Origin of the sequence: Kocuria flava, assembly GCF_001482365.1 — a bacterium.
GTDB lineage: Bacteria > Actinomycetota > Actinomycetes > Actinomycetales > Micrococcaceae > Kocuria > Kocuria flava.
Map to the genome: position 1 here is coordinate 1,570,791 of NZ_CP013254.1, position 25,439 is coordinate 1,596,229.

The following is a 25,439-nucleotide window of genomic DNA, read 5'->3' on the forward strand; positions in this document are numbered from 1 at the left end:
GATCAGGCCTCGAACGGCTTGGCGGAGATGATCCGCACCGGGATCTGCTTGCCGTTGGGGGCCGCGTAGGTCAGCTCGTCGCCGACCTTGTGCCCGGAGATGGCCGCGCCCATGGGCGACTTCTCCGAGAACACCTCGAGCTCGGTGCCGCCGGCCAGGTCCTCGGCGACCTCGCGGGAGCCGATCAGGAAGGTCATCTCCTCGCCGGCGATCTCGGCGGTGACGACCATGCCGGCCTCCACGACGCCGTCGTCGGCCGGGGCCTCCCCGACCTGCGCGTTCTCGAGCAGCGCCTTGAGGTGGGCGATGCGGCCCTCGTTCTTGCCCTGCTCCTCGCGGGCGGCGTGGTAGCCGCCGTTCTCCTTGAGGTCGCCCTCGGAGCGGGCCTGGTCGATGCGCTCCACGATCTCCTGGCGGTAGGGGCCGGAGATGTAGTCGAGCTCCTTCTTCAGGCGGTCGTAGGCCTCCTGGGTCAGCCAGGCGCCGGTCTTGTTCGTGGTGGTCACTGTCTCTCCTCGGTGGACGGTCGGTCCGCCGTGCCCGGTCGGTCCGGGGCGCGCGGCGGGCCCGGCGCGGTGCGGCGGGGCGCTCGCACCGGGGCGGGGGATCCCCGCGAACACGAAGACCCCGCCCGTGCGCCGGCCGGTCCGGTGCGGACGGTGCCGGCGCTGCAGGGGCGGGGAGTCCTGCCCCCAGTCTAGGCGGGGCCCCGACGGGGCCAAAAGCAGGGTGACGGTTGTGTCGTCGCCCTGCGCTCAGGCCGCGCCCCCGCGCTCGTCGATCCAGCAGGAGTCGACGACGGCGGTGGTCGCGAGGTTGGTGGTGCGCAGCTCGGCCCGGTGGGAGCTGGTCCGGCCCTCGTGCAGCCGCTCCTCCGGCAGCGCGCCGACGGTCACCTCGGTCCAGCCGACCACGGCGTACTCCTCGTTGAGGGCCTGCACCGCGCAGGTCACGACGTCGTCGGGGTGCTTGGTGAGGTCGAAGTCGGCGGTGGCCCGGGCCTCGGAGAGCACCTGGAAGCCGACGTCCTTGAACGTGGGCTGGCGCTGCTGACCGCCGAGCACCCACACGGCGAAGGCCGCCGCGAGCAGGGAGGCGGCGGCGACCAGGGCGATCCAGCCGCGGCGGCCGAGCCGGCGGTCGCGGCGCGGGGCGCCGTAGCGGCTCCGGAGCAGGTCGGGGGAGTCGGTGGACACGGGCGGCCTCGGTCGGATCTCGGGGGCGGTCGGGGCGGGAGCGCGCGGCTCCGCGGCGGGCGGGGCACCGTCCCTCCGGGGCGGCACCGCACCGGTCACTGTAGCCGAGCACCCTGGGAGGCTCCCGGGCACGGAGGCCCCGCCCGGGCGCGTAAAATGGACGGCGGCCGTGCCCGCGGCCGCCGTCCCGCCGCCCCGTCCGCTCCCGAGAGGACCCCGAGTGACCTCCCTGTCAGAGATGCGCCTGCTGGCCGTCCACGCCCACCCCGACGACGAGTCGAGCAAGGGTGCCGCGACCATGGCCCACTACGTCCAGCAGGGCGTCGAGGTCATGGTCGCCACGTGCACCGGCGGGGAGCGCGGCTCGATCCTCAACGCCGAGATGGAGGGCCACCCCCATGCCGAGCGCGACCTCACGGGCCTGCGCCGGCTCGAGATGGCCCGTGCCCGGGAGTCCCTCGGGGTCCGGCACCGGTGGCTGGGCTTCGCCGACTCCGGCCTGCCCGAGGGCGACCCGCTGCCGCCGCTGCCCTGGGGCTGCTTCGCCCTGCAGCCCCTCGAGCGGGCGGCCGCACCGCTCGTGCGGCTCGTGCGCGAGTTCCGCCCGCACGTGATCCTCACCTACGACGAGAACGGCGGCTACCCGCACCCCGACCACATCCAGACCCACAACGTCTCCGTGGAGGCGTTCCGCGCCGCCGGGGACCCGCAGCGCTACCCGGGCCTGGGCGAGCCGTGGACGCCGCTGAAGCTCTACTACGACCGGGCCTTCAACCTCGAGCGCTTCGTGGCCCTGCACGAGGCCCTCGAGGAGCGCGGGCTGCAGTCCCCGTACGCGGCCCGCATCGCCGCCTGGCAGGAGAGCGACCCGGAGGGCCACCGCCCGCCCGTGGCCCGGCACGAGACCACGACGAAGGTCGAGTGCCCGCACACCTTCGCGCAGCGCGACGACGCGCTGCGCGCCCACCGCACCCAGGTGGCCCCGGACGGGATGTTCTTCGCCGTCTCCGCGGAGCTGCAGGCCGAGGTGTGGCCCTGGGAGGACTACGTGCTGGCCGAGTCCCGGGTGCCCGTGGAGCTGCCCGAGTCCGACCTCTTCGCCGGGATCGGGGGCTGAGGCCCCGATGAGCCCCCTGCCGGCCGTGCTCTCCGCCCTGGTCCCCGCCATGGGCCCCAACCCCATCGACGAGGGCACCCTGCGGCCCGGGCTGGATCCGAGCCAGGTGACCCCCGGGATGATCGGCTTCCTGATGTCGCTGCTGCTGGCGGTGGCGGTCATCCTGCTCGTGCTCGACTTCAACCGCCGCAACCGGCGGCTGCGCTACCGGGCGGAGTACGCCGAGCGCCGCGCCGCCGAGGAGCGGGTCGGCGGCTACGCGGGCACGGGCGGGGAGCCCGCGGCGGCGGCCGGGGAGGATCCCGCCGCCGGGCGCGGGGACGCCCCCGGGGCGTCCCCGGCCGCGGAGCGGCCCGGCGAGGGCACCGACCGGGAGCGCTGAGCCCCGGCGCGGTCTCGCGCGCCGGGGCTCAGCGGGCGAGCATCGCCACGAGGATCGCGGCGTAGTGGAGCAGGAAGCCCACGACCGTGCACGCGTGGAAGAGCTCGTGGAAGCTGAAGGTCCGCGGCAGCAGCCGGGGCCGCTTCGTGGCGTAGGCGAGCGCGCCGCCGATGTAGGCGGCCCCGCCGGCGGCCGTGAGCACCGCCGCGGCGGGGGAGGCCTGCCAGAACTGGGGCAGGTAGAGCACGGCGAGGCAGCCCAGCACCACGTACAGGGGCGTGTAGAGCCACCGCGGGGCGAGCGTCCACAGCACCCGGAAGGCCACGAGCCCGGCCGCGCACGCCCAGATGACGGTGAGCAGCACCCGGGAGGAGCCGGCGGGCAGCAGGGCGACCGCGAGCGGGGTGTAGGTGCCCGCGATCAGAAGCGCGATGTTGGAGTGGTCCAGCCGGCGCAGGACCATGTGCAGCCGCCGCGGCCAGTACGCCCGGTGGTAGATCGCCGACACGCCGAAGAGCAGGATGCCGGTCACCCCGTACAGGGCGGCCGCGACCCGCAGCACGGCGGTGGGGGCCAGGGCGATGGCCACGAGGCCGAGGACGACGACGACGGGCGTGAAGCCGGCGTGGATCCACCCGCGCCAGGCGGGCTTGCGCTCCAGGAAGTCCTCGATCCGCTCCTCGACGGCGTGCTCGAGGCGCTCGGCCGCGCGGCGGGGTCCGCGGTGGTCCATGGGTGCGCTGCTCCTCCCGTGCGGGCGGCACCGGTGCGCGCGCCGACCCGGTGTCGGCCGCCCGGGGCGTCCACCGGGTAGTTTAGGACCGGTCCCCGGACGCGCGCTGGGCGCGGGCCCCCACCCCGCCCGGCAGGCCCCGCTGCCCGGGACCCACCACGACACCACGGGAGGAGACCGCATGGCGAGGCCGCACCCGCTCTACCGCTTCTACGAGCGTCGCCTCGCCGCGGGCCTGGACCGCCGGCGCCTGCCCAAGCACGTCGGCGTCCTCGTGGACGGCAACCGCCGGTGGGCCCGGCAGAGCGGGACGAGCACCGAGGCCGGCCACGCGGCCGGGGCGCAGAAGATCGTCGAGTTCCTCGGCTGGTGCCACGAGCTCGGGATCGAGGTCGTGACCCTCTACATCCTCTCGACCGAGAACCTCAAGCGCCCGGCCGCCGAGCTGGAGCCGCTGCTGGGGATCATCTCCGACCTCATGGACACCCTCACCGAGCAGGGCGTCTACCGCGTCCAGCCGGTGGGCGCGCTCGAGCTGCTGCCGCCGCGGCTGGCGGCCTGCCTCGAGGACCTCGTGGAGCGCACGGCGGGCAACCCGGGCCCGCACCTGAACATCGCGGTCGGCTACGGCGGGCGCCAGGAGATCGTCGACGCCGTGCGGGAGGTGCTCACCGACGCCCTCGAGGCCGGGGCGGACCTGCGGGAGCTGGCCCAGCACCTGTCCGTGGAGCACATCTCCGAGCACCTCTACACCCGCGGCCAGCCCGACCCGGACCTGCTGATCCGCACCTCCGGCGAGCAGCGGCTCTCCGGGTTCCTGATGTGGCAGTCGGCCTACAGCGAGTACTACTTCTGCGAGGCGCTGTGGCCGGACTTCCGGCGGGTGGACTTCCTGCGCGCCCTGCGCGACTACGCCTCCCGCCAGCGCCGCTTCGGCTGCTGAGGCCCCGCCCCGCGCGGCCGGGCCCGGACGCGCGGGCCCGGCGGTGCCGCCGCCCGTGCGGCCACCGGTGCCGTCACCGGCATTTTCCCTCGCGTTCGCCGTTTTTCCTCGCGCGGCCCCGCCCGCCTGCGTACGTTGGCAGTGGGCGGACGGCGCGGGCCGGCCGCCGGACCGAGAAGGAGAAGCCACCATGAGCATCACCGAGAAGCCGGAGCGCGTCGTCGAGGTCCTGGCCCCGCTGGACGCCGGGGGCGGGTCGGCCCGGACGGGGGTGCGCTCCTACGTCGTCGACACCTCGGTGCTGCTCGCGGACCCCCGGGCCCTGCTGCGCTTCGCCGAGCACGAGGTCGTGCTGCCGGTCGTGGTGATCACCGAGCTCGAGGGCAAGCGCCACGACCCCGAGCTCGGCTACTTCGCCCGCCACGCGCTGCGGCTGCTCGACGACCTGCGGGTCGAGCACGGCGGGCTGAACCGGCCCGTGCCGCTCGGGGACCAGGGCGGGAGCCTCGTGGTGGAGCTCAACCACGTCTCGGACACCGTCCTGCCCGTGAGCTTCCGGCTCAAGGACAACGACTCCCTGATCCTGGCCGTGGCCCTGAGCCTCGCCAACGAGGGCAAGGACGTGTGCATCGTCTCGAAGGACCTGCCGATGCGGGTCAAGGCCTCCGCCCTGGGCCTGGAGGCCGAGGAGTACCGGGCCGAGTGGGTCGGCTCCGACGTCGAGTGGTCCGGGACCGCCGCGCTGGAGGTCCCCGACGACGTCGTGGACCGGCTCTACGGCGGCGAGGCCGTCGTGGTCCCGGGCGCCGAGGGGCTGCCGGCCAACACGGGCCTGACCCTGCACTCCGTGCGCGGCAGCGCCCTGGCCCGGGTCCGCGCCGACGGGGCCGCCCGGGTGGTGCGCGGGGACCGGGACGTCTTCGGGGTGCACGGGCGCTCCGCCGAGCAGCGGCTCGCGATCGACCTCCTGCTGGACCCCGAGGTGGGCATCGTGTCGCTGGGCGGGCGCGCCGGCACCGGCAAGTCCGCCCTGGCGCTGTGCGCGGGCCTGGAGACGGTGATGGAGCGCCGCGAGCACCGCAAGGTCATGGTCTTCCGCCCCCTCTACGCGGTGGGCGGCCAGGAGCTCGGCTACCTGCCCGGCTCCGAGGAGGAGAAGATGAACCCGTGGGGCCAGGCCGTCTTCGACACCTTCGGGGCGCTGGTCTCGCAGGAGGTCGTCGAGGAGGTGCTCGACCGCGGGATGCTCGAGGTCCTGCCGCTCACCCACATCCGCGGCCGGTCCCTGCACGACGCGTTCGTGATCGTCGACGAGGCGCAGTCGCTCGAGAAGAACGTGCTGCTCACGGTGCTCTCGCGCATCGGGCAGAACTCGAAGGTCGTCCTCACCCACGACGTCGCCCAGCGCGACAACCTGCGGGTGGGCCGCCACGACGGGGTCACCGCCGTGGTCGAGGCGCTCAAGGGCCACCCCCTGTTCGGGCACGTGACCCTCACCCGCTCGGAGCGCTCGCCGATCGCGGCGCTGGTCACCGAGGTGCTCGGGGACCTGGACGCCTGAGCCCCCGGGGCGGGGCGTCCACAGCCCGTCCCGCCCCGGCCGGGCCGGTGCGGCTACGATGCCGTCCGTGACGGCCTTCCTCGGTGAGCAGTTCGCCCGCGGCGACGCCGCGGGCTGGGCCGCCGGGGTCCTGGCCGCGGCGGCCTTCGCGCTGCTGGCCGGGGCCGGGGTGTGGCTGGGGGCGGTCGACGTGCGCGAGCACCGCCTCCCGGGGCGGGTCGTGCGCCCGCTCTACCCGGCCTGCGGGCTGCCGCTGGCCGCGGCGGCGGTGCTGGGCGGGGAGCCCGTGCGCCTGCTGTGGATGCTGTGGGGGCTCGTGCTGGTGGGCGGGGCCTACGTCCTGCTGCGGCTGCTGAGCCCGGCGGGCCTGGGCCTGGGCGACGTGCGGCTGTCGGGGCTGCTGGGGCTGTGCCTGGGCTTCGTCTCCGTGGGCCACGCCGTGCTCGGCGCGCTGGCCGGCTTCGTGGCGGGCGGGCTGGCCGCCGCGGTGCTGCTGGTGGCGGGACGGGCCGGGCCGCGGACGCGGATCGCGTTCGGCCCGGCCATGCTCGCCGGCGCCCTCGCGGTGCTCGTGCTCGGGTGAGCGCCTCGCCCGGGCCGGCCCCGGCCTGCCGTCCGGTCCGCTGCCGCCGGGCTGGTTGAATGGGGGCGGCCCGTTCCCCGGGCCCCGGTCCCCGGACCGGCCGGTGCGAGCAGACCAGGAGGCCCCGTGCCCGTCCCCGACTTCGTCCTCGCCCTGCGCGAGAGGATCGGCCACGACCTGCTGTGGCTGCCGGCCGTCACCGCCGTGGTGCTGCGCGAGGACGGCCGGGTGCTGCTGGCCCGCCGCGCCGACAACGGCAACTGGGGGCTGGTCAGCGGGATCGTGGAGCCGGGCGAGCAGCCGGCGGCCACCGCGGTGCGGGAGTGCCTCGAGGAGACCGGCGTCGTCGCCGTCGTCGAGGATCTCGTGCAGGTCGGCGCGGGGGAGCCGGTGCAGTACCCCAACGGGGACCGCTGCCAGTTCCTCGACCACACCTTCCGCTGCCGGTGGGTGTCGGGACAGGCGCGGGTGGCCGACGACGAGTCGCTCGAGGTCGGCTGGTACGACCCGCAGGACACGCCCCCGCTGCCGCCGCACCAGCGCGCCCGGCTCGAGGCCGCCCTGTCCTTCACGGGCCGCACCCGCTTCGTCTCCTGAGGCCGCCCCCGGACCCGCCGGGGTGCCCGGTCCCGGACCACGTCGGTTACGGACCACGCCGGTGACGGACGGCGCCGGTGACGGACGGCGCCGGTGACGGACGGCGCCGGGGGCGGCGCCGTGCCCGGGTGCGGTGGGCACCCCGGCCGGCGCCGCCCCCGGCGGCGGTGCGGTCTCTGATCAGGCGTTGGGACCCGTCATGGTGGTGACGTCCAGGGCCTCGTCGAGCTGCTGCTCGGTGAGCGAGCCGTCCTCCACGTAGCCCAGGGCGATCGTGGCCTCGCGCACGGTCATCTTGTTCGCCACGGCGTGCTTGGCGATCTTCGCGGCCGCCTCGTAGCCGATGGCCTTGTTCAGCGGGGTCACGATCGAGGGGGAGGCCTCGGCCAGGAAGCGGCAGCGCTCCGTGTTGGCCTCGATGCCGTCGATCATCTTCTCCGCCATCACGCGGGAGGAGTTGGCGAGCAGGCGGATCGACTCGAGCAGCGCCGAGGCCATCACCGGGATGCCCACGTTGAGCTCGAACGCGCCGTTGGTGGAGGACAGGGACACGGTGGTGTCGTTGCCGATCACCTGGGCGCAGACCTGGATCGTGGACTCGCAGATCACGGGGTTGACCTTCCCCGGCATGATCGAGGAGCCCGGCTGCAGGTCCGGGATGAGGATCTCGCCCAGGCCGGTGTTCGGGCCGGAGCCCATCCAGCGCAGGTCGTTGTTGATCTTCATGTAGCTGTAGGCGACCGTGCGCAGCTGCCCGGAGGCCTCCACGAGGCCGTCGCGGTTGGCCTGGGCCTCGAAGTGGTTGCGGGCCTCGGTGATCGGCAGCCCCGTCTCCTCGGCGAGCAGCTCGATCACGCGCGCGGAGAAGCCGGCCGGGGTGTTGATCCCGGTGCCCACCGCGGTCCCGCCCAGGGGCACCTCGGCCACGCGCGGCAGCGCGGAATGCACGCGCTCGATGCCGTAGCGCACCTGCGCGGCGTAGCCGCCGAACTCCTGGCCCAGGGTGACGGGGGTGGCGTCCATCAGGTGCGTGCGCCCGGACTTCACGACGTCCTTGAACTCGGCGGCCTTGCGCTCGAGGGACTCCGCGAGCTGCGTCATCGCCGGCACGAGCTCGTTGACCAGGGCGCCGGTGACGGCGACGTGCACGGAGGTCGGGAAGACGTCGTTGGAGGACTGGGAGGCGTTGACGTGGTCGTTGGGGTGGACCTCGGTGCCGGTGCCCTCGAGGGCGCGGTTGGCGAGGGTCGCCAGCACCTCGTTGGTGTTCATGTTCGAGGAGGTCCCCGACCCGGTCTGGAAGACGTCGATCGGGAAGTGCTCGTCGTAGGCGCCGGTGGCGACCTGGTCGGCGGCCTCCGCGATCGCCCGGGCGCGCTCCTCGTCGAGCACCCCCAGCTCCGCGTTGGCCCTGGCGGCGGCCTTCTTGATCTGCGCCAGCGCGACGATGTGCTGGGGCTCCAGGGTCCGGCCGGAGATCGGGAAGTTCTCGACGGCGCGCTGCGTCTGGGCACGGTAGAGGGCGTTCGCGGGAACGCGGACCTCGCCCATCGTGTCGTGCTCGATGCGGTACTCGGTGTGCTCTGCGGTCGTTGCAGACGTGGTGTTTGCCATGGCGCCAGTCTAGGTCAGCGCGCCGCGGGCCCGGGCACGGGGACGCCGTGGCCGGACCCGCGGAGGGGGCGGGCTCAGGCGGAGGGCAGCCAGGTCCCGTGCCCGTGGACGAGCTCGGCCTCGCCGTCCTGCAGGTGGTAGAAGACGCCGACGACGGCGACCTCCCCGCGCGAGACGGCGTCGTTGATCACCCGCGACTGCTCCAGCAGCCGCCCGGAGGTCTGCTTCGTGTGCTCGACCACCGCCGCGTTGACGTCGTCGTGGCCGTCGCGGCGGGTCTGCAGCACGGAGGGCATGATCCGCTCGATGAGGTCGCGCTGGAAGCCGCGGGGCATGTCCCCCGAGTGCGCGGTCGCGTGCGTGGCGGTCACGGCCCCGCAGGAGTCGTGGCCCAGGACCATGATCAGCGGGGTGTGCAGGTTCTCCACCGCGTACTCGATGGTCCCCAGCACGGCGTCGTCGATGACCTGCCCGGCGGTGCGCACCACGAAGGCGTCGCCCAGGCCCAGGTCGAAGATGATCTCGGCGGCCAGCCGGGAGTCGGAGCAGCCGAAGATCACCGCGAACGGGTGCTGCCCGCCGGCCACGGACCGGCGCCGGGAGGCGTCCTGGTTCGGGTGCCGGGACTCCCCGGCGACGAAGCGGGCGTTGCCCTCGCGCAGGCGCTGCCACGCGGCGGCCGGCGTGGTGGGGGCGGGCTCCGCGCGCGGCGCGGGGGTCTGCGGGGGCTGCGGCGCGGTGCCGCCGGCCGGTGCGGAAGTGGTGGGCTGGTCCGTCATGGTCCCTCCGGGGTCTCGGGTGCGGTCGGGGTGGGGGCGGGGGTCTCGGGGGCCGCGGCGAGCGCCTCGACGGCGGCGGCGGCCAGGTGGTCCAGCTCGGCGCGGTCGGCGTCGCCCTTGACCACGAGGGTCGAGCCGGCGGCCTCGCCGGTGTATACGGTCAGCGCCCCGGCGTCGTCGGAGGCCTCCCGGACGTGGACGTCCCAGCGCGTGCCGCCGGCGTCCGCGGTCCCGGTGGCCGGCAGGGTCTCGGCCTGCTGGGCGAGCCAGGTGGGGTTGGCCAGGGAGGTCTGGACGAGCTCCACGAAGCGGCCCCCCGGGGTGACCCAGCCGATCTCCCAGTAGGGCACGCCCTCGGCGGCGCCGCCGTTCCAGCGGGCGTAGTTGGCCGTCCACTCCTCGCCGGGCTCGGGCACCACCGGGGGGAACGGCGACTGGTCGGCGACGTAGGAGGCCTCCTGGGCGACGTCGACGTCGGGGCGGTACGGCTCGCCGTCCGGGCGGGGCTGCAGCCACACGAGGGGCAGCACCAGGAGCAGGAGCACGGCCATGGAGATGATCATGCCCTGGACGGGGGCGTTGATCCGCTTCGCCTGCTTCGGGGTGATCTGCGGCAGCGGGCGGGCGTCGTCGTGGTCCCGGTGAGTCCGGGCGGCGGGGCGGTCGGGGGTCGGGGAGCTCACCGCACCATTGTGCCCCGGATCCGGAGGTGCCCGTGCCCGCCCGTCCCCGCCGCGGGCGGCCCCGGCCCGGGCGGGCGCCCCGGCAGGGCGCCGGGGCGGGCGGGGCCCCGGACGATATGCTGGCGGGGACGGGACCGCGTCCGCGGCCGAGCCGGACCCCGGCGTCCCGCGAACCGTGAACTCGAAGGTGAGGAACAACGTGGCCGAAGCATCCACCGCACCAGCCCCCGCGTCCAACGTGGCCGACCGGAACCTGGCCATGGAGCTGGTCCGCACGACCGAGGCGGCGGCGATCGCCGGCGGCCAGTGGGTCGGGGCCGGGGACAAGAACGCGGCCGACGGCGCCGCGGTCGACGCCATGCGCTCGCTGCTCTCGACCGTGCACTTCAACGGCACCGTGGTCATCGGTGAGGGCGAGAAGGACGAGGCGCCCATGCTGTTCAACGGCGAGCAGGTCGGCGACGGCTCCGGGCCCGCCTCCGACGTCGCGGTCGACCCGATCGACGGTACCCGCCTCACCGCGCTGGGGATGAACAACGCCCTGGCCGTCATCGCCGTGGCCGACGGCGGGTCGATGTTCGACCCCTCGGCCGTGTTCTACATGGACAAGCTCGTGGTCGGGCCCGAGGCCGCGGACTTCGTGGACCTGCGCCTGCCGGTCAAGCAGAACCTGCACCTCGTGGCCCGGGCCAAGGGCGTCCACGTCAACCAGCTCACCGTGTGCGTCCTGGACCGGCCCCGCCACCAGCGCCTCGTCGACGAGATCCGCGCCACCGGCGCCCGCACCCGGATGATCCTCGACGGCGACGTCGCCGGCGCGATCGCGGCCTGCCGCGAGGGCACCGGCGTGGACGTCATGATGGGCATCGGCGGCACCCCCGAGGGGATCGTCGCCGCGTGCGCCGTGAAGGCCACCGGCGGGATCATCCAGGGCCGGCTGGCCCCCACCGACGACGACGAGAAGCAGAAGGCGCTCGACGCCGGGCTGGACCTCGACGCCGTCCTGAGCACCGACGACCTCGTCACCTCGGACAACTGCTTCTTCGCCGCGACCGGCATCACCGACGGCGACCTGCTGCGCGGGGTGCGCTACCGCGGCCAGCGGGTCACCACGCAGTCGATCGTGATGCGCTCGCGCTCGGGCACGGTGCGCATGGTCGAGGCCGAGCACCTGGCCTCCAAGTGGGGAGGGCCCCGGACCGCACGGTCCGGGGCCCTCGCACGCCCGTTCCCGGTGGCGCGCCCGTGCCCGGCGCGGTTCGTGCCCCGCGCCGCCCGTGTCCCGCGCCGTCGGCGCCCCGCGCCGCCGGTGCCGCCCGTGCCCGCCGTGTCCGCTCGGCGCGGGGCGGGGCCGGCGACCTAGACTGGTGCCCGAGCCGCGGACGCCGACCTCGTTCCCCCACCGGGGCGGACCGCCCGCGGTACGAGGAGGATGTCGGCGTGAGCACCACGGTCAGTCCCAGCCCGAACCGCAAGACCTGGGACGCCACCGTCCGCGTGACGGGCGGGCACCCCCAGCAGCTGTGGGGGATCGGCGAGGCCCAGGCCTCCGCCGAGGGCCCGCAGCTGCGCGTGGAGCGCGTCCTGGTCCACGACGACGCCCGGCGCACCCTGGGCTACGCCCAGGTCCTGCTGCGCTCCCGGGCCGAGCGGGTGATCGCCGAGACCGTCCAGTGCCACGTGCACCGGCCCGGCGACGTGCCCGTCGTCGCCGGCGCCCTGGCCGCCTGGGCCCGCGACGAGCACGCGGCCGCCCTGCTCCGCTTCGACCCCGACACCCTGCGCACCCCCGGGACCGGGGACGCGCTGACCGAGGCCGGCTTCACCCGCCGCGGCACGGTCGTGGCCGGCCCGCAGGGCCCCCGCCGCCTGCAGGTGCCGCTGGCCGACTCCGAGCGCGACCTCGCCCGCCGGCTCTCCCAGCAGACCCTCGACCGCTGCCGCGCGGCGCTGCGCAGCTCCGGGGTCACGGTCCGGGAGGTCACGGCCGGCAGCGGGGAGCTCGGCCGCGTGGGCCTGCGCACCCGGCTGATCGACCGGCTCCTGGAGGACCTCGGCGAGGACTCGCTGCTGCTCGTGGCCACCGAGTCGGCCGGCGGTCCGGACGGCGGCACGGACCAGGGGGCGGGCCCGGGCGAGAGCGCCCTGGGCTACCTGTGGTTCGTGCACACCGGGGAGCTCGCGATGCTCTACCGGGTGGGCTTCACCCGGCGCGCCCGGGACCTGGGCGTGGACGACGCGCTGCTGCTGACGGGCCTGGTGGAGCTGCGCAAGCGCGGGGTCCGCGCCCTCGACGGCGGCGACCCCGCCGAGCCCGACGTCCCGCTCGTGCTGCGCGAGCTCGCCGCGGGCGAGCGGCCCGTGCTGGGCACGTGGGAGATCGCCCTGGGGCGCGGGCGCAGCGGGGAGTTCACCGGCACCACGGACGCGGTCGAGGCCGCCGACGCCGCCGTGCGGGCCACCGGCACCGCGGTGGCCCAGGAGCTGGGGGTCGCCGACCCCGTCCCGGCGGTGCCCGAGCCCGAGCCGGAGGAGGAGCCCCGCGGCGGGGCGGAGCCCGCGGGCGACGAGCGCGCCGGCGGGGTGCGCCGCGTGGGCGCGTTCACGAAGCGCCTGCTGGGCGAGGGGGTCTCGGCGCTGCGCAGCGCGGCGGGGCGCTGAGCCCCGGGCCGGTGCCGGGCGGGCGCCGGGTCAGTCCTGCGGGCGGCGGACCCGGGCCAGCACCGAGCGGGCGGCGCCGCGGGCTCGCCCGGGCAGCGCCGGGGCGGCCCGGCGCGCGCGGCCGGCCGCCTCGCGGGCGGCGCGCACCCCCGTGTAGGCGGTGTAGCGCCCGCGGTGCAGGGGCAGGTCCCAGGTGCCGGGATAGGACTCGGGGCGCCCGCCGAAGGACTTCTTGAACTTCGTGAAGCCGTACCACTCGTGCTCGGGGCCGGCGTCCTCGGGCGCGGTGCCGAAGAGGTCGAAGCGGGTCAGGCCCCGGGCCTTCGCGTCGAGGACCGTGCGCACCACGAGCGGGATGCCGGCGGAGAGCTTCCGGTGGGCGAAGTCCGAGGCGGCGTGCGCGTAGGTGCGGGTGTCGTCGGAGTCGTAGACGAGGGCGGCGCCGATGGGCTCCCCGTGCAGGCGGGCGACGTAGAGGGACGCGGCCCCCAGCGGCATCAGCGACCGGGCGGCCTGGCGCAGGTAGTCGTCCTGCTGGCGGGTGAAGTCCTTGCGCTCGGCGGTCGCGTCGAGGAAGCGCAGCAGGACCTCGACGTCGGCCGGGTCGGTCGAGACCGTGAAGTCCACGCCCTTCTTGGCGATGTTGCGGTGCAGGTTGCGGTTGGTGGACCGCATGTCCTTCAGGATGGCGTCCTCGTCCTGCGTCAGGTCGATCACCTGGGTGTGCCCGGGCTGGACCTGGCGCGGCGCGGGGCGCAGGCCGCGCCGGCGCAGGGACTGCTCGGGGGTCTCGAAGCCGTCCGGCAGCGCGGCGGCCACGGGCTCGACGCGCACGAACCAGCACCCGTGCTCGCGCCCGGCCCGCTCCAGCGCGGCCAGGGCCTCATCGAAGGCCTGCGGGGTGGCGGCCACCGGCCCGTAGGGGCAGTACAGGTAGCGCCCGGTCCGGCCGCCCTCGACGACGGCGAGCCAGTGCCAGCCCTCCCCGGCGTCCTCGAGCACCGTGCGCCCGAGGTCGCGCTGGAAGACGGCCCATGCGTTCGACTGGAGAATGTTGACCACGCCCCCACTGTACCGGCGGCGGGGGAGGGGTCCGGACGGGCCCGTCAGGGCACGGAGCAGGTGCCGTTGGGCGTGAGCTCCTGGGCCGGCAGCACGGGCAGCGCGGCCGGCACGACCGCCGCGGAGCCCAGCCGGGCTCCCGCGGCCCCGCCGGCGAGGGCCCGGGCGTCCTGCTCGGCCTCGCGGGCCCCGCGGTCGGTGGCCTCCTCGAGCACGCGGTCGAGGTCGGCCTGGAACTGCGCGTAGTCGGGGTAGGTCGGGAAGGACGGGTCGTAGAACGGCGGGCCGGCCGCGTACTGCCCGAGCTCGTGCTCCTTGGCCTTCAGGGCGAGGTCCACGAACCCGCCGAGCTGGCTGCCCGGGATGTCGGTCTGCACGACCTGCGTGCCGGACTCGGCCAGCTCCTGGAAGCGCGCGACCACGTTGACCGGGTTGAGCTGCTCGAGCATCGCCGCCTGCACGCACCGCTGGCGGGCCTGCCGGTCGTAGTCGGTGGCGCCCTCGCGCGAGCGGGCGTACCAGGTGGCGGTGTAGCCGTCCATGTGCTGGACGCCGGGCTCGATCCATCCGAAGATCTCGTTGGGCAGCCCGGTGGCCAGGTCGGTGCCGCCGCCGATGGGCACGCGCCCGCCGACGTCGATGGTCACCCCGCCCAGGGCGTCGATGAGCTGCTCGAAACCGCTCATGTCGACCATGGCGTAGGCCTGGATCTCCCGGCCGGTGATCCCCTCGGCGGCGTCCTTCATGGCCTCGGCCCCCGGGTCGGCGGCGTCGGGGTAGAGCTCGGCGTGGTTGTTGGTCACGTCGGTGTACAGGGCGTTGAGGATGCACTCGTCGCCGCAGTCGAAGCCCTCGGGGTAGACCTCGTGCAGCGGGGAGTCCTCGGGGAACGGCGTGTTCTGCAGGTTGCGCGGCAGCGAGACCGACACGGTGCGCCCCGAGCGGGCGTCGATGCTGACCACGCTCATGGAGTCCGGCCGCAGCCCGGTGCGGTCCTCGTCGGCGTCCCCGCCCATGAGCAGGATGTTGTAGCGGCCCTCCGAGGGGCGGAACGGCAGCCCGCCGGCGAAGACGTCGGAGACCGCGCCCCGGGCGACCGAGAGCAGGTACGCGGACCAGCCCAGCCCGCCGGAGGTCACCAGCACGGCCGCCACCGTGGCGAGGGTCACGGCGCGGCGGACCTTCGGGGCGAGCAGGCCCGGGCGGATCAGCCGCAGCGTGTCGGCGAACAGGTACGCCCAGCCGGCGGCCAGGCCCACGAGCCCGGCGATCACGGCCAGGGAGGTCACGGAGTTCGTCAGCACCCACACCAGCGGGGTGCGCCAGGCCAGGGCGCTGAGCAGCGCGAGCAGCAGCGCGGCCCACGCGGCGACGACGACCTTCAGCGCGGCCCGGCCCGTGGCCCGGCGCCCGGCGACCAGCTGGGCGCTGCCGGGCACGAGCAGGGTCGAGGCCAGCAGCGTCCAGGCCCGCCGGGCGCGGGCGGACCGGCCGGCGTGCTCGGGGTGGCGCAGCGGGTCGGTCAGCCGCGGCGGGGTCCCGGGCTCGTCGAGCCCGCGGACGGCCCCGGGGCTCCCGGCGTCGGCGGGGTCCGCCGCGTCCCCGGGGGCGCGGTCGGGGAGGTCGGGCTCGACGCGGGACGATCGGCCGTTCACGGGCAGCTCCGGCGGGGACGGGGGGCGGGGAAGGACGGGGGAGCGGCTCAGCCGTCGAGGCGCTCGCGCAGGGCCGCGCCCTTGGCGTGGGCGCCCTGGCGCAGCTCGGCCGCGAAGTGCTGGAGGCGCCCGCGCAGCTCGGCGGCGCGCTCGTCGTCGCCGGCGGCGAGGATCCGGGCGGCGAGCAGGCCCGCGTTGCGGGCACCGCCGATCGAGACGGTCGCCACGGGCACGCCCGCGGGCATCTGCACGATCGACAGCAGCGAGTCCATGCCGTCGAGGGTCTTCAGCGGCACGGGCACGCCGATCACCGGCAGCGGGGTCACGGAGGCGAGCATCCCGGGCAGGTGCGCGGCCCCGCCGGCGCCCGCCACGAGCACCCGCAGTCCGCGCTCGTGCGCCCGGCGGCCGTAGTCGATCATCTCGAGCGGCATCCGGTGGGCCGAGACGACGTCCGCCTCGTAGGGGATGCCGAACTCCTCGAGGGCGGTCGCGGCGGCCTCCATGACGGGCCAGTCGGAGTCCGACCCCATGACGACGCCGACGACGGGGCGCTGCTTCTCGTTCACTCGGTGCCTCCTGGGCGGTGTGCGGGTGGCGCCGGGAGCCCGGCGCGGACCGGGGTCACGCTACCGGCCCCGGCTGGACGGGCGGTGGGAGGCGCGCCCTCAGGGGGCGCCGTCGCGCAGGACCGCGGCGGCGTGCCCGGCCCGTCGGCGCAGCTCGGGCAGCTCCCCGGCCTCGCCCGTGACGTTGACGTGGCCGATCTTGCGGCCCGGGCGCACGGCCTTGCCGTAGTTGTGGACCTTCGCGCGGGGCTCGGCGCCCAGCGCGGCCCGGTAGGCCGAGAAGAGGTCCTGGTTGGCCCCGCCGAGGTAGTTCTTCATCACGGTCGCCCCGGTCAGCGCGGCGGTCTCGCCCAGCGGCAGGTCGAGCACCGCCCGCAGGTGCTGCTCGAACTGGCTGGTGACGGACCCGTCCATCGTCCAGTGCCCGGAGTTGTGCGGGCGCATGGCCAGCTCGTTGACGAGGAAGCCGGGGCCGCGCCCGGGGGCCTCGAACAGCTCCACGGCCATCACGCCGGTCACCCCGAGCTCCGCGGCGATCGTGCGGGCCGTGCCCGCGGCGGCCGCGGCGACCTCGGGCAGCAGCGCCGGGGCGGGGGCGAGGACCTCGTCGCACACGCCGTCGACCTGGATCGACTCGACGACCGGCCACGAGCGCACCTCCCCGGAGGGGGTCCGGGCCACGAGGGCGGAGAGCTCACGGGTGAACGGCACGCGCTCCTCGGCCAGCAGCGGGCCCTGCGTCCGCCCGAACCACGCGGCCGGCTCGGGGCCGCGGGCGGCCTCCGGCCCGGACAGGACCATGACGCCCTTCCCGTCGTAGCCGCCGCGCGGGGTCTTGAGCACCACGGGCCAGCCGGTGCGCTCGCCGAAGGCGACGAGCTCGTCGACGTCGGCGACCGCGGCCCAGTGCGGGTTGGGCAGGCCGAGGCGGTCCACGGCCGCACGCATGGCCAGCTTGTCCTGGGCGTGGACGAGGGCCTCGGGCCCGGGCCGCACGGCCACGCCCTCCCGCACCAGGGCGTGCAGGTGCTCGGTGGGCACGTGCTCGTGGTCGAAGGTCAGGACGTCGACGTCCGCGGCGAAGCGGCGCAGGGTCTCGAGGTCGGTGTGGTCGCCGACGGGGGCGGTGGCCACCGCGGCCGCGGCGGACACGTCGGGGCCCTCGGCGAGCACGCGCAGCTCGAGGCCGAGGGCGGTGGCGGCGGGCGCCATCATGCGGGCCAGCTGGCCCCCTCCGACGACGCCGACGACGGGAGCGGTTCCGGGAGTTCTCACCCGACCAGGGTAGCCGCCCGCGGCCGGGGCGGGCGCCCGCCCCGGATCCGACCGGGGCCGCGGGGGTAGGATGGCGCGCAGTCCGGGGCGTCGCCCCGCACGGCCGCGGCGCCGACCGGTGCCCGCCCGCACACCAGCCTGGAGACCTGAAGCCGCGTGAACAGCCTCGCCGCCCGTTTCGATGCCCTCTGGCACCTCTTCGTCAAGGAACTCATGAAGTTCGGCGTCGTGGGCGCCCTCGCCTTCGTGATCAACGCGTCGCTGACCTGGATCCTGATGCACACCGTCTTCACGGACGGCCACCTCAAGGCGAAGTTCGCGGCCACGGTCGTGGCGATCCTCTTCGCATGGGTCGCGAACCGGCTGTGGACCTTCCGGCACAAGCGCCAGTCGGACAAGCGCAAGGAGCTCGTGCAGTTCCTCGTGGCCAACGGCATCGGCATGGCCATCGAGCTCGGCTGCCTCGGCTTCAGCTACTACGTGCTGGGCCTGACCAGCGCCTACGCGTCCTTCGTCTCCGGCACGATCATCGGCACGATCCTGGGCACCGTCTTCCGCTACTTCGCCTACCGGTTCTGGGTCTTCACCGAGGAGCTCGACGAGGACCCGGACTTCGCCGACACCGCGGCCCTGGAGATCGCCCGGATCACCGGCCGGGCTCCCGCCGGCCGCTCCGCCGCCCCGGGGGCGCCGCGCCAGGGCGACGAGCCCGAGGACGGCTGAGGACCCGCGCCGCCCTCCCGCCGAGGGCGGGTCCCGCGCGCGGCCCCGGCCCGGCGCTCAGAAGCCGGTGGCCCGCTCCGCGGCGAGCACGTCCTGCCACGACGCCTGCCCGGTGTCCCGGTCGGTGAGCAGCACGGCCCGCCCGCTCGCGAGCACCGCCAGCACCCGCAGCAGGAACGCGGCGTCGGCCGCGGCGCCCGGCACGTGCACGGCCGCGGCCCGCCCCCACGCCTCCTCGCGCCCGGCGGCCGCCTCGCGGGCCCGGTCGAGCAGCGCGGCGTGGGCCACCGCCGTCCCGCCCGCCGCCACCAGGGCGGGATCGGCGTCCACCGGCTCCGCCACCGGCGACCACACGTCGTCGTGGGCCCGGATCTCCGCGCAGTAGTCCACGTCCGCCCCCGCGGGCAGGCCCCCGCGCAGCCCCAGGGACAGCGCCGGCGGGTCGGCCAGGACCCGGACCGTGCCGGCGGGCGCCCCCGTCAACAGGGGAGGGGCGGACCCGTCGGTCCCCGCGAGGGCCAGCACCGCCCGGTCGCCCGGGGCCGCGGCCCCGGAGACGGGATCGGCCGGGCGCACGGCGGCCCCGGCGAGCCAGGCCCCCAGCACCGCGACCACCGTGCGCCAGTGCACCTGCGCGCCCACGGTCACCGCGTCCCCGGGCACCACGTCGAGCTCCTCGGCCCACAGGTTGGCCGTCTTCGCAGCCCAGTTCTCCAGCACCCGCCCGGAGAGCTCCACGCGCTCGCCGCCGGAGCCGTACCACAGCAGCGCCGGCCGGGGGCTGCTGCGCAGGGTGTCCACCAGTCGGGGGACAGAGGGAACGGGGGAGGAATTCATGCCGGCTCCTGACGAGGTCACGGGGTGGTGGTGCGGAGAGCGGAATATGCATCCCGGAGCATGCCTCCGGGACGGGCGGAGGATCTGTCAACCCCCTTCCGACCAGCGCGAACACCGCCGTCCTGAACCTTTGTCCAGGTTCTCGCAGATCGGAAGGACGCTTCTGAAAAGTCTTGACGCGACAGTAGTCACACACGTGTAATTGGGGCGTCCGGCAGGCGATCACCAAAGATGCGTTCTCCGGGATGCACTGCGCCGGCACCCCCCGGATTATGCCAGGCCAGCGCGAACGTGTCGTACGGAAGGAAAGTCATGGAAGAGGCCGCACCCCGCCAGCTCGCCGAAACCACCCTCGCCCCCCGGCGCCGCAGCGTCAGCTCGGCGCCCGAGGACTGGTTCGTCGACCCCGTCGATCCCCGGGCCGCCGAGCGGCACGCGCGGGGCGGGCCGAGCCTCGAGGACCAGGCCACCGCCCTGCTCCTCGAGCACGCGAGCACCGTCGAGGACGCCCCGCGGGCCACGGTCGTGGACCTGCTCGAGGCCCCCGCCGGGGAGGCCGACCCCTGGGGCGCGGTCGCGGAGCTCTACTCCGTGGAGGAGGACGAGGGCGAGCTCGCGTGGCAGACCGACGCCCTGTGCGCCCAGACCGACCCGGAGGCGTTCTTCCCGGAGAAGGGCGGCTCCACGCGCGACGCCAAGCGCGTCTGCGAGGCCTGCCCCGTCCAGTCCGCCTGCCTGGACTACGCGATGAGCAAGGACGAGAAGTTCGGCATCTGGGGCGGGCTCTCCGAGCGCGAACGCCGCCGCCTGCGCCGCCTCGGCCGCTGAGGTAGCTTCGGGGGATGAGCTCTTCCGGCAGCCCCGCGCGCCGCTGCTCCCGCCAGACCTGCACGCGGGACGCGGTCACGACCCTGACCTACGTGTACTCCGACTCCACGGCGGTCGTGGGGCCGCTGGCCTCCCACGCCGAGCCGCACGCCTACGACCTGTGCGCCGTGCACGCCGACCGGCTCACGGCACCGCGCGGCTGGCGGGTCGTGCGGCTCGAGCCCCCCGAGGGCTTCGGCGGCGCGGACGAGCTCGGGGCCGTGGCCGAGGCCGTGCGCGAGAGCGCCCCGCCCGCCCCCGCCCGGCAGGGCCGGCCCCGGCTGCGCGACGTCTCCCTGCCCCGGACCCGGGACGCCGGCGCCGGTTCCGCCGGCGCCCCTGCCGCCGCGGTCCGCCCGGCGGCACCCGCTCCGGGCGCTGCCGCCGCCGACGGCACCCGCGCACCGGCGCCCCGCCGCGGTGACGGGCCGGTGGCGGGGCGCGCCGCCGGGTCCCCGCCGATCCCGCCGGCCGCCGGGGACCACCGCGACGTCCCGCTGCCCGAGACGATGCGGCGCCCGCACCTGCGCCGCCCCTGAGGCCCGCCCCGCTCCGCCGTCCGTGCACCCGGCGTGTCCCGGCACCGGTCCCTGTGCGATCGCAACCGGACTCCCTAGGATGGGCCCCACCGCGCCTGCCCGGCGCGCACGCTCTTCCCCCCGGAGCACCAGGAGAACCGATGCCGGCACCTGCGACGACGCAGACCACCCCGCGGGCCCCGTCCCGTCCCGACGTCCACGGGAGGCCCGCCGCCGGCCCCCGTCACGAGCCTGCCGCGCGCCCCGTCCCCGCCGCCGGCCCCGCCCGGCGCACGCCGCCGCGCCCAGCGCCCTGGGCCGCGGCCCCCGGCGCCGCCGCACCGGCGGCGCCGGGCGCGGACGAGGCCGTGACCGAGCCCCTTCCCGTGGTCGCCGCCGGCCTGGCCGCGGTGCTGCGCTGCCCGCTCACCGGCGGCCGGCTCGTGCCCGTGGACGCCGACCGGCTCATGAGCGACCGGCCCTTCCGCGACGGCGTCCACCCGGTCTACCCGGTGGTCGCCGGCATCCCCTGCCTGGCGCCCGCCGCCTGAGGTCCCGGCCGCCGCGGCCCCCGGGCCGCCCGCGGCGGAGCCCGAGCCTCTCCGCTCGGCGCGGGCGCCCGGCAGCGGCCCGGTGTGCCCCGGCACGGTCCGCGGTGCCTCCGGGCCGCCCCGGCCGGCCGGTGCGCCCGGGAGTGGCCCGCGGTGCCTCGGGGGCCCCGGCCGGCCGGTGCGCCCGGGGACCGTCCGCGGTGCGCCTCGACCGCCCCGGACGGCGGGTTCGTCCCGGCCGGGGCGGTGCCGGTCCGGCACCGGGGTTCCTCCGGTCGTCGTCACAAAGTGATTAACAATCGCACCCAGGCCGGTCCCGATGCCTCCGGGGAGCTGGGCCGCCCCTACGCTGGGAACATCCCCTGTGCGTTCCCCCGCACCCCCCGACGCCGAGGTGATGCCCCCGTGCCCCGCTCCTTCCCCCTGCCCGCGGACCCGTCCGCGCCCCGGCCCGTCGCACCGGCCGCTCTCCCCGGCCCTGCCCGCCGGCGGGGCCTGCTCGCCGCCGGGACGGTCGCGCTGCTGCTGGCCACCGGCTGCGCCGCCCCGCCCTCCGGCGACGCGCACGCGGGTCCCGGCGAGCCCGCCGGGACGCCGGCGGCCCCGGCGCCCAGCGCCGGATCCGCCGGGACGCCGTCGCCCACGGCGACGGCGGAGGCCGCGGCCCTCCGGGGCGCGGTCGAGGTGCTGCCCGGCGACGGGGCGCTCGAGCACAACCCGGTCGAGCCGGTCCTCGTGCACGCCGGGCCCGAGCCCCTGAGCGGGGTCGTGCTGCGACCGGCCGCCGGTGGCGCCCCCGTGGCCGGCGAGCTGGCGGAGGGCGGCAGCCGCTGGACCAGCACGGAGGGCCTCGCCTTCGACACCGCCTACGTCCTCGAGTGGACCACCGGGACCGGCGGCGGGACGAGCACGTTCAGCACCGTCTCGGCGGCCCACGAGGTCGACGTGCGCCTCAACGTGGCCGAGGGGCAGGTCTACGGCACCGGCCAGGTGCTCGAGCTGCGGTTCTCGGAGCCGGTCGTGCACCGGGAGGCGGTCGAGCGCGCCGTCGTCGTCGAGGGCGGGGGCGGGCACGCCGGGGCGTTCCGCTGGTACGACGAGCGCACCGTGCGCTACCGGCCCGCCGAGCGGTGGGACCCGCACACCGAGGTGCGCGTGCGCGTGGAGCTGCTCGGCCTGGACGTGGGCCACGGGATGATCGGCAACGCCGACGTGCACCGGAGCTTCACCGTGGGCGCGGAGCACTACGCCCAGGTCGACAACCGCACGAAGACGCTCACCGCGTGGGTGGACGGCGAGGTCGTGGGCACCTTCCCCGTCACCCTCGGCAACCCCGACTGGCCCTCGACCACGGGCAAGAAGGTCATCATGGAGCAGGCCCCGAGCTACCTGTTCAAGGCCTCCTCGCTCGACCTCGCCCCGGGCGACCCGCACTGGTACGAGACCTTCTGGGCCTCGAACGTCTCCCGGCTGACCGCCAGCGGGGAGTTCGTCCACGAGGCGCTGCCCTCCGCCCAGCCGGTGCTGGGCACGGCCAACGTCTCCCACGGCTGCATCGGGATGTCCCCGGAGGGCGCGGAGTTCGTCCACGACGTCTTCCGCCCGGGCGACGTCGTGGAGGTGCTGCACACCGGCTACCCGCAGGCCGACCCGGACGACGGCTACGGGGACTGGAACATCCCGTTCGAGCACTACGCCGACGAGTCCTGGCACGGCGACTGGTGAGCCCGCCGGGGCGGGCGGCTCGGTAGGATCGGGACCGACCTCCCCCGAACCCCCGAAGGACCGCCCCGTGCCCTCCCCCAGCAGCGACAAGGCCCCCTGGCAGCGCAGCGAGCCCGAGCCGCCCGCCGCGCCCCGCGAGGAGCCGGTGTGGACGGGGCTGATCCCCGCCGTGACCCCGGCCGGGAGTCATGACTCCGGCGCCCCGGCTGCCGGCGCCCCGGCCGGGCGGGAGCCGAGCGGGCCGGACGCCCGGCCCATGCGCGGCAGCGGGCCCGCCCTCGGCCACGACGAGGCCGGTCCCGAGGACGGGTCCGCGGACGAGGACGAGCAGGCCCGGTGGCGGGCCGCCCGCCGCCACGAGGCGGTCGCCGACGAGCCGCGCCTGCCCCGCGTGCAGCAGGTCTTCCTCGCGGTGCTGCTGCCGCTCGTGCTGCTGGCCGCCGCGGTGCGCGCCGTGGCCACGCCGCTGTTCCTGTGGGCGGAGTACCACCGGCCGGGCTTCCCGGCCGACCCCTGGGGCTTCGGCACCGAGGAGCGCACCGTGCTCGGCTCCTACGGCCTGGACTACGTGCTCAACTGGGCCCCGGCCCCGTACCTGGCCGACGTCCGGGACGACGAGGGCAACCGGCTGTTCCTGCCCACGGAGGTCGCGCACATGACCGACGTGAAGATCGTGCTCCAGGTGGCCCTGGCCGCGGTCGTGGTGCTCGCCCTCGTCGGCCTCGTCTCGGCCCTGTACCTGCGCGCCCGCGCGCCGGGCGCCGCCTCCGGCGCGCTGTTCTTCGGGTCGTGGCTGACCGTGGTGCTGCTCGTGCTGCTGGCCGTGGCCGCCCTGGTGGCCTGGCAGCAGTTCTTCACGGTCTTCCACTCGCTGTTCTTCGCCGACGGCTCCTGGACCTTCCGCGCCTCCGACACCCTCATCCGGCTCTACCCGGCGCAGTTCTGGACGGACGCGGCGATCGCCGTCGGCGCCCTGGCCCTGCTCGGGGCGCTCGCGGTCATGGCCGCGACGTGGCCCACGGCCTTCCGCCGCCACCGCGCCCTCGACCGGGTGCGCCGGCGCCAGGAGCTGCGCCGCCGCCTCGCCGGGCGCTGAGCGGGCCGCCTCAGATCCAGGCGTCGAACCACATCCGCTCGCGCCACTGCGCGTAGGGGATCGTCTGCCCGTACCACAGCGGGGCGAAGTGCGCGCTCAGCGCCAGCACCGTCGCGACGAACACCCCCACGACGACGACGCCCGCCCGCCGCCGCGCCACGGAGTCCCCGGGCCGGCCCAGGACGAGGCCCAGCACCCCGGCCAGCACGAGCACGAGGAAAGGCTCGACCGGCAGGGCGTAGAAGAAGTACATGGTGCGCTCGGGGAAGAGGAACCACGGCAGGTACCCGGCCGCGAAGATCCCCAGCGGGGCCCCGAAGCGCCAGTCGCGCCGGACCGCCCACAGCCACGCGGCCACCACCAGGGCCGCGATGCCCGTCCACCACAGCAGCGGGTTGCCGATGTTGAGGATCGCCTGCGAGCAGTGCTCCACCGTGCACCCGGCCGTGCCCCGCCCCGGCGACTCGTAGTAGTAGGACGTGGGCCGGCCCAGGGTCAGCCACAGCCACGGCAGCGCCTCGTAGGAGTGCGGGGAGCCCAGGCCCTGGTGGAACTCGAACGCCGAGGCGTGGTAGGCCCACAGCGACCGCAGCGGCGCCGGCAGCCAGGCGATCCCCTCCCCGGGGTGCTCCTGCGCCCACGTACGCGAGTACCCCCCGGAGGACGCGAACCACCCGGCCCACGAGGCGGTGTAGACCACCGCGCCCGTGCCGACCACGGCCAGGAAGGCCGGCAGCCCGTCCTTCAGCACCCCGGCGCGCAGCCAGTGCCGCACCCCTGCGACCCGCCGGGCGTTGAGGTCCCACAGCACCGAGAGCACCCCGAGGCCGGCCACGAGGAACAGCCCGTTCCACTTCGTGCCCACGGCCAGACCGCACGCGAGGCCCGCCGCGATCCGCCACCAGCGCACCCCCAGCCACGGGCCCCCGGACAGCCGGCGCCGCGCCTGCTCCTCCGGCAGGGGGCTGCCGGGGGCCACCCCGAGGCGGGCGACGAGCCGCCGGCGGCCGTGCTCGCGGTCCAGCAGCAGCGCCACGAAGGCCAGCAGCACGAAGAGCATCAGGAACACGTCCAGCAGCGCCAGGCGCGACTGCACCAGGTGCAGCCCGTCCACGGCCAGGAACAGGCCCGCGAGCGTGGCCACGGCCACGGAGCGGAACAGCAGCCACCCCGCGGCGCACACCAGCGCGATCGACAGGGTCCCGGCCACCGCGGCGGAGAACCGCCAGCCGACGGGGTCCTCGACCCCGAACAGGGCCATCCCGGCGGCGATCGCCCACTTGCCCACGGGCGGGTGCACGACGTAGGAGGGGCCCTCGAGCGGCTCGGGGGGCGTGCCGGCCACGAACGCGTCGTCGGCCCCCTCGGGCCACTGCCGCTCGTAGCCGTGCAGCAGCAGCGACCAGGAGTCCTTCACGTAGTAGGTCTCGTCGAAGACGATCGCGTCCGGGTGGCCCAGATCCCAGAACCGCAGCACTGCGCCCAGGAGCACGACCAGCACGGGGGCGAGCCAGGCGGCCCGCGGCACCGCGACGGGGGCGGGCAGCAGCCGGGCCCGCAGCGCGGCGGGTTCCAGCGCCCGGCGGACCGTGCCCACCGGGGCCGGCGCCCACGGGGCGGGGGAGGGGGCGCGGACCGGGGAGCTCACGCCTGCCATCGTAGGGGAGGCGCCCCGGCCGGCCGCGGAGCCCGGCGCCTCCGGCCCGGGGCCC

26 protein-coding genes are annotated in these 25,439 nt (G+C 76.0%); 14 read left to right on the plus strand and 12 right to left on the minus strand.

Annotation, left to right across the window (positions count from 1 at the left end; translation table 11 throughout):
• Positions 1–2 precede the first annotated feature (2 nt).
• Both greA and AS188_RS17415 read right to left on the minus strand, forming a co-directional pair.
• Complete coding sequence (greA, locus tag AS188_RS07070) at positions 3–506, minus strand: transcription elongation factor GreA (protein ID WP_058858264.1); 504 nt, start codon at positions 504–506, stop codon at positions 3–5.
• Positions 507–755: 249 nt separating this feature from the next.
• The gene (locus tag AS188_RS17415; protein ID WP_058858265.1) at positions 756–1,196 is read right to left on the minus strand and encodes a DUF4307 domain-containing protein; all 441 of its coding nucleotides are present in this window, start codon (positions 1,194–1,196) and stop codon (positions 756–758) included.
• 238 nt (positions 1,197–1,434) lie between these two features.
• On the opposite strand from AS188_RS17415, the gene mca reads away from it, so the two are divergent.
• Both mca and AS188_RS07085 read left to right on the plus strand, forming a co-directional pair.
• Positions 1,435–2,313 carry a mycothiol conjugate amidase Mca gene (gene mca, locus AS188_RS07080; protein WP_058859787.1) on the plus strand — a complete coding sequence of 293 codons (879 nt, stop codon included), beginning with the start codon at positions 1,435–1,437 and terminating at the stop codon, positions 2,311–2,313.
• Between the two features lie 7 nt (positions 2,314–2,320).
• Positions 2,321–2,695, plus strand: coding sequence for a hypothetical protein (locus AS188_RS07085; protein ID WP_058858266.1), 375 nt, complete (start codon positions 2,321–2,323; stop codon positions 2,693–2,695).
• Between the two features lie 28 nt (positions 2,696–2,723).
• Here AS188_RS07085 and trhA read toward each other — a convergent pair whose 3' ends face one another.
• On the minus strand, positions 2,724–3,428 hold the full coding sequence (gene trhA / locus AS188_RS07090; protein ID WP_058858267.1) for a PAQR family membrane homeostasis protein TrhA: 705 nt from the start codon (positions 3,426–3,428) through the stop codon (positions 2,724–2,726).
• Positions 3,429–3,609: 181 nt separating this feature from the next.
• On the opposite strand from trhA, the gene AS188_RS07095 reads away from it, so the two are divergent.
• The 4 genes from AS188_RS07095 (at position 3,610) to AS188_RS07110 (ending at position 7,112) form a co-directional block, all read left to right on the plus strand.
• Positions 3,610–4,371 carry an isoprenyl transferase gene (locus AS188_RS07095; protein WP_058858268.1) on the plus strand — a complete coding sequence of 254 codons (762 nt, stop codon included), beginning with the start codon at positions 3,610–3,612 and terminating at the stop codon, positions 4,369–4,371.
• Positions 4,372–4,561: 190 nt separating this feature from the next.
• Positions 4,562–5,932 (plus strand): PhoH family protein, encoded by a 1,371-nt coding sequence (locus tag AS188_RS07100; RefSeq protein WP_058858269.1) that lies wholly within the window; start codon positions 4,562–4,564, stop codon positions 5,930–5,932.
• 58 nt (positions 5,933–5,990) lie between these two features.
• Positions 5,991–6,515: an A24 family peptidase gene (locus tag AS188_RS07105; RefSeq protein WP_058858270.1), complete on the plus strand. Its 525-nt coding sequence runs from the start codon at positions 5,991–5,993 to the stop codon at positions 6,513–6,515.
• Between the two features lie 126 nt (positions 6,516–6,641).
• The gene (locus AS188_RS07110) at positions 6,642–7,112 is read left to right on the plus strand and encodes an NUDIX hydrolase (protein WP_058858271.1); all 471 of its coding nucleotides are present in this window, start codon (positions 6,642–6,644) and stop codon (positions 7,110–7,112) included.
• 180 nt (positions 7,113–7,292) lie between these two features.
• Here AS188_RS07110 and AS188_RS07115 read toward each other — a convergent pair whose 3' ends face one another.
• The 3 genes from AS188_RS07115 to AS188_RS07125 all read right to left on the minus strand — a co-directional run bounded on the left by AS188_RS07115 (position 7,293) and on the right by AS188_RS07125 (position 10,188).
• Entirely contained in the window at positions 7,293–8,726 is a 1,434-nt protein-coding gene (locus AS188_RS07115; RefSeq protein WP_058858272.1) for a class II fumarate hydratase, read from the minus strand.
• Between the two features lie 74 nt (positions 8,727–8,800).
• A complete protein-coding gene (locus AS188_RS07120) occupies positions 8,801–9,505 on the minus strand; it encodes a carbonic anhydrase (protein ID WP_083529303.1) in 705 nt (234 codons plus the stop codon).
• Positions 9,502–10,188, minus strand: a complete 687-nt coding sequence (locus AS188_RS07125; protein ID WP_236945076.1) for a DUF4245 domain-containing protein — start codon at positions 10,186–10,188, stop codon at positions 9,502–9,504. Before AS188_RS07125 ends, AS188_RS07120 begins: the two co-directional genes overlap by 4 nt.
• A 259-nt stretch (positions 10,189–10,447) precedes the next feature.
• On the opposite strand from AS188_RS07125, the gene glpX reads away from it, so the two are divergent.
• Positions 10,448–11,551 (plus strand): class II fructose-bisphosphatase, encoded by a 1,104-nt coding sequence (glpX, locus tag AS188_RS07130; RefSeq protein WP_236945099.1) that lies wholly within the window; start codon positions 10,448–10,450, stop codon positions 11,549–11,551.
• Between the two features lie 77 nt (positions 11,552–11,628).
• Entirely contained in the window at positions 11,629–12,849 is a 1,221-nt protein-coding gene (locus AS188_RS07135; RefSeq protein WP_058858273.1) for a hypothetical protein, read from the plus strand.
• Positions 12,850–12,879: 30 nt separating this feature from the next.
• Here AS188_RS07135 and AS188_RS07140 read toward each other — a convergent pair whose 3' ends face one another.
• From AS188_RS07140 to AS188_RS17425, 4 genes are all read right to left on the minus strand, one after another.
• The gene (locus AS188_RS07140; protein ID WP_058858274.1) at positions 12,880–13,911 is read right to left on the minus strand and encodes a lipid II:glycine glycyltransferase FemX; all 1,032 of its coding nucleotides are present in this window, start codon (positions 13,909–13,911) and stop codon (positions 12,880–12,882) included.
• A gap of 44 nt (positions 13,912–13,955) precedes the next feature.
• Complete coding sequence (locus AS188_RS07145; RefSeq protein ID WP_236945077.1) at positions 13,956–15,566, minus strand: LCP family protein; 1,611 nt, start codon at positions 15,564–15,566, stop codon at positions 13,956–13,958.
• A gap of 47 nt (positions 15,567–15,613) precedes the next feature.
• A complete protein-coding gene (purE, locus tag AS188_RS17420) occupies positions 15,614–16,099 on the minus strand; it encodes a 5-(carboxyamino)imidazole ribonucleotide mutase (RefSeq protein ID WP_058859789.1) in 486 nt (161 codons plus the stop codon).
• A gap of 135 nt (positions 16,100–16,234) precedes the next feature.
• The gene (locus AS188_RS17425) at positions 16,235–17,350 is read right to left on the minus strand and encodes a 5-(carboxyamino)imidazole ribonucleotide synthase (RefSeq protein ID WP_058858276.1); all 1,116 of its coding nucleotides are present in this window, start codon (positions 17,348–17,350) and stop codon (positions 16,235–16,237) included.
• A gap of 216 nt (positions 17,351–17,566) precedes the next feature.
• Here AS188_RS17425 and AS188_RS07160 point away from each other — a divergent pair, with 216 nt between their 5' ends.
• Entirely contained in the window at positions 17,567–18,133 is a 567-nt protein-coding gene (locus AS188_RS07160; protein ID WP_236945078.1) for a GtrA family protein, read from the plus strand.
• A gap of 57 nt (positions 18,134–18,190) precedes the next feature.
• Here the strand turns inward: AS188_RS07160 and AS188_RS07165 are convergent, their stop codons facing one another.
• A complete protein-coding gene (locus AS188_RS07165; protein ID WP_147050675.1) occupies positions 18,191–18,970 on the minus strand; it encodes a TIGR03089 family protein in 780 nt (259 codons plus the stop codon).
• A 312-nt stretch (positions 18,971–19,282) separates the two neighbouring features.
• Here AS188_RS07165 and AS188_RS17720 point away from each other — a divergent pair, with 312 nt between their 5' ends.
• From AS188_RS17720 to AS188_RS07190, 5 genes are all read left to right on the plus strand, one after another.
• A complete protein-coding gene (locus AS188_RS17720; protein ID WP_058858278.1) occupies positions 19,283–19,798 on the plus strand; it encodes a WhiB family transcriptional regulator in 516 nt (171 codons plus the stop codon).
• A gap of 14 nt (positions 19,799–19,812) precedes the next feature.
• Positions 19,813–20,376: a DUF3499 domain-containing protein gene (locus AS188_RS17775; RefSeq protein ID WP_058858279.1), complete on the plus strand. Its 564-nt coding sequence runs from the start codon at positions 19,813–19,815 to the stop codon at positions 20,374–20,376.
• Positions 20,377–20,723: 347 nt separating this feature from the next.
• On the plus strand, positions 20,724–20,906 hold the full coding sequence (locus tag AS188_RS16855; protein WP_157570915.1) for a hypothetical protein: 183 nt from the start codon (positions 20,724–20,726) through the stop codon (positions 20,904–20,906).
• A 405-nt stretch (positions 20,907–21,311) separates the two neighbouring features.
• Positions 21,312–22,631, plus strand: coding sequence for a L,D-transpeptidase (locus tag AS188_RS07185; RefSeq protein WP_058858281.1), 1,320 nt, complete (start codon positions 21,312–21,314; stop codon positions 22,629–22,631).
• 67 nt (positions 22,632–22,698) lie between these two features.
• Positions 22,699–23,727 (plus strand): TIGR01906 family membrane protein, encoded by a 1,029-nt coding sequence (locus tag AS188_RS07190; protein WP_083529304.1) that lies wholly within the window; start codon positions 22,699–22,701, stop codon positions 23,725–23,727.
• A gap of 10 nt (positions 23,728–23,737) precedes the next feature.
• Here the strand turns inward: AS188_RS07190 and AS188_RS07195 are convergent, their stop codons facing one another.
• A complete protein-coding gene (locus tag AS188_RS07195; RefSeq protein ID WP_058858282.1) occupies positions 23,738–25,384 on the minus strand; it encodes a dolichyl-phosphate-mannose--protein mannosyltransferase in 1,647 nt (548 codons plus the stop codon).
• Positions 25,385–25,439: the final 55 nt, after the last annotated feature.

Coding starts and splice junctions, on each gene's coding strand:
- mca (WP_058859787.1), top strand. CDS start 1,435: ATGCGCCTGCTGGCCGTCCACGCCCACCCCGACGACGAGTCGAGCAAG.
- AS188_RS07085 (WP_058858266.1), top strand. CDS start 2,321: ATGAGCCCCCTGCCGGCCGTGCTCTCCGCCCTGGTCCCCGCCATGGGC.
- trhA (WP_058858267.1), bottom strand. CDS start 3,428: ATGGACCACCGCGGACCCCGCCGCGCGGCCGAGCGCCTCGAGCACGCC.
- AS188_RS07095 (WP_058858268.1), top strand. CDS start 3,610: ATGGCGAGGCCGCACCCGCTCTACCGCTTCTACGAGCGTCGCCTCGCC.
- AS188_RS07100 (WP_058858269.1), top strand. CDS start 4,562: ATGAGCATCACCGAGAAGCCGGAGCGCGTCGTCGAGGTCCTGGCCCCG.
- AS188_RS07105 (WP_058858270.1), top strand. CDS start 5,991: ATGCCGTCCGTGACGGCCTTCCTCGGTGAGCAGTTCGCCCGCGGCGAC.
- AS188_RS07115 (WP_058858272.1), bottom strand. CDS start 8,726: ATGGCAAACACCACGTCTGCAACGACCGCAGAGCACACCGAGTACCGC.
- AS188_RS07120 (WP_083529303.1), bottom strand. CDS start 9,505: ATGACGGACCAGCCCACCACTTCCGCACCGGCCGGCGGCACCGCGCCG.
- glpX (WP_236945099.1), top strand. CDS start 10,448: ATGGAGCTGGTCCGCACGACCGAGGCGGCGGCGATCGCCGGCGGCCAG.
- purE (WP_058859789.1), bottom strand. CDS start 16,099: ATGGGGTCGGACTCCGACTGGCCCGTCATGGAGGCCGCCGCGACCGCC.
- AS188_RS17425 (WP_058858276.1), bottom strand. CDS start 17,350: ATGATGGCGCCCGCCGCCACCGCCCTCGGCCTCGAGCTGCGCGTGCTC.
- AS188_RS07165 (WP_147050675.1), bottom strand. CDS start 18,970: ATGAATTCCTCCCCCGTTCCCTCTGTCCCCCGACTGGTGGACACCCTG.
- AS188_RS17720 (WP_058858278.1), top strand. CDS start 19,283: ATGGAAGAGGCCGCACCCCGCCAGCTCGCCGAAACCACCCTCGCCCCC.
- AS188_RS17775 (WP_058858279.1), top strand. CDS start 19,813: ATGAGCTCTTCCGGCAGCCCCGCGCGCCGCTGCTCCCGCCAGACCTGC.
- AS188_RS07195 (WP_058858282.1), bottom strand. CDS start 25,384: ATGGCAGGCGTGAGCTCCCCGGTCCGCGCCCCCTCCCCCGCCCCGTGG.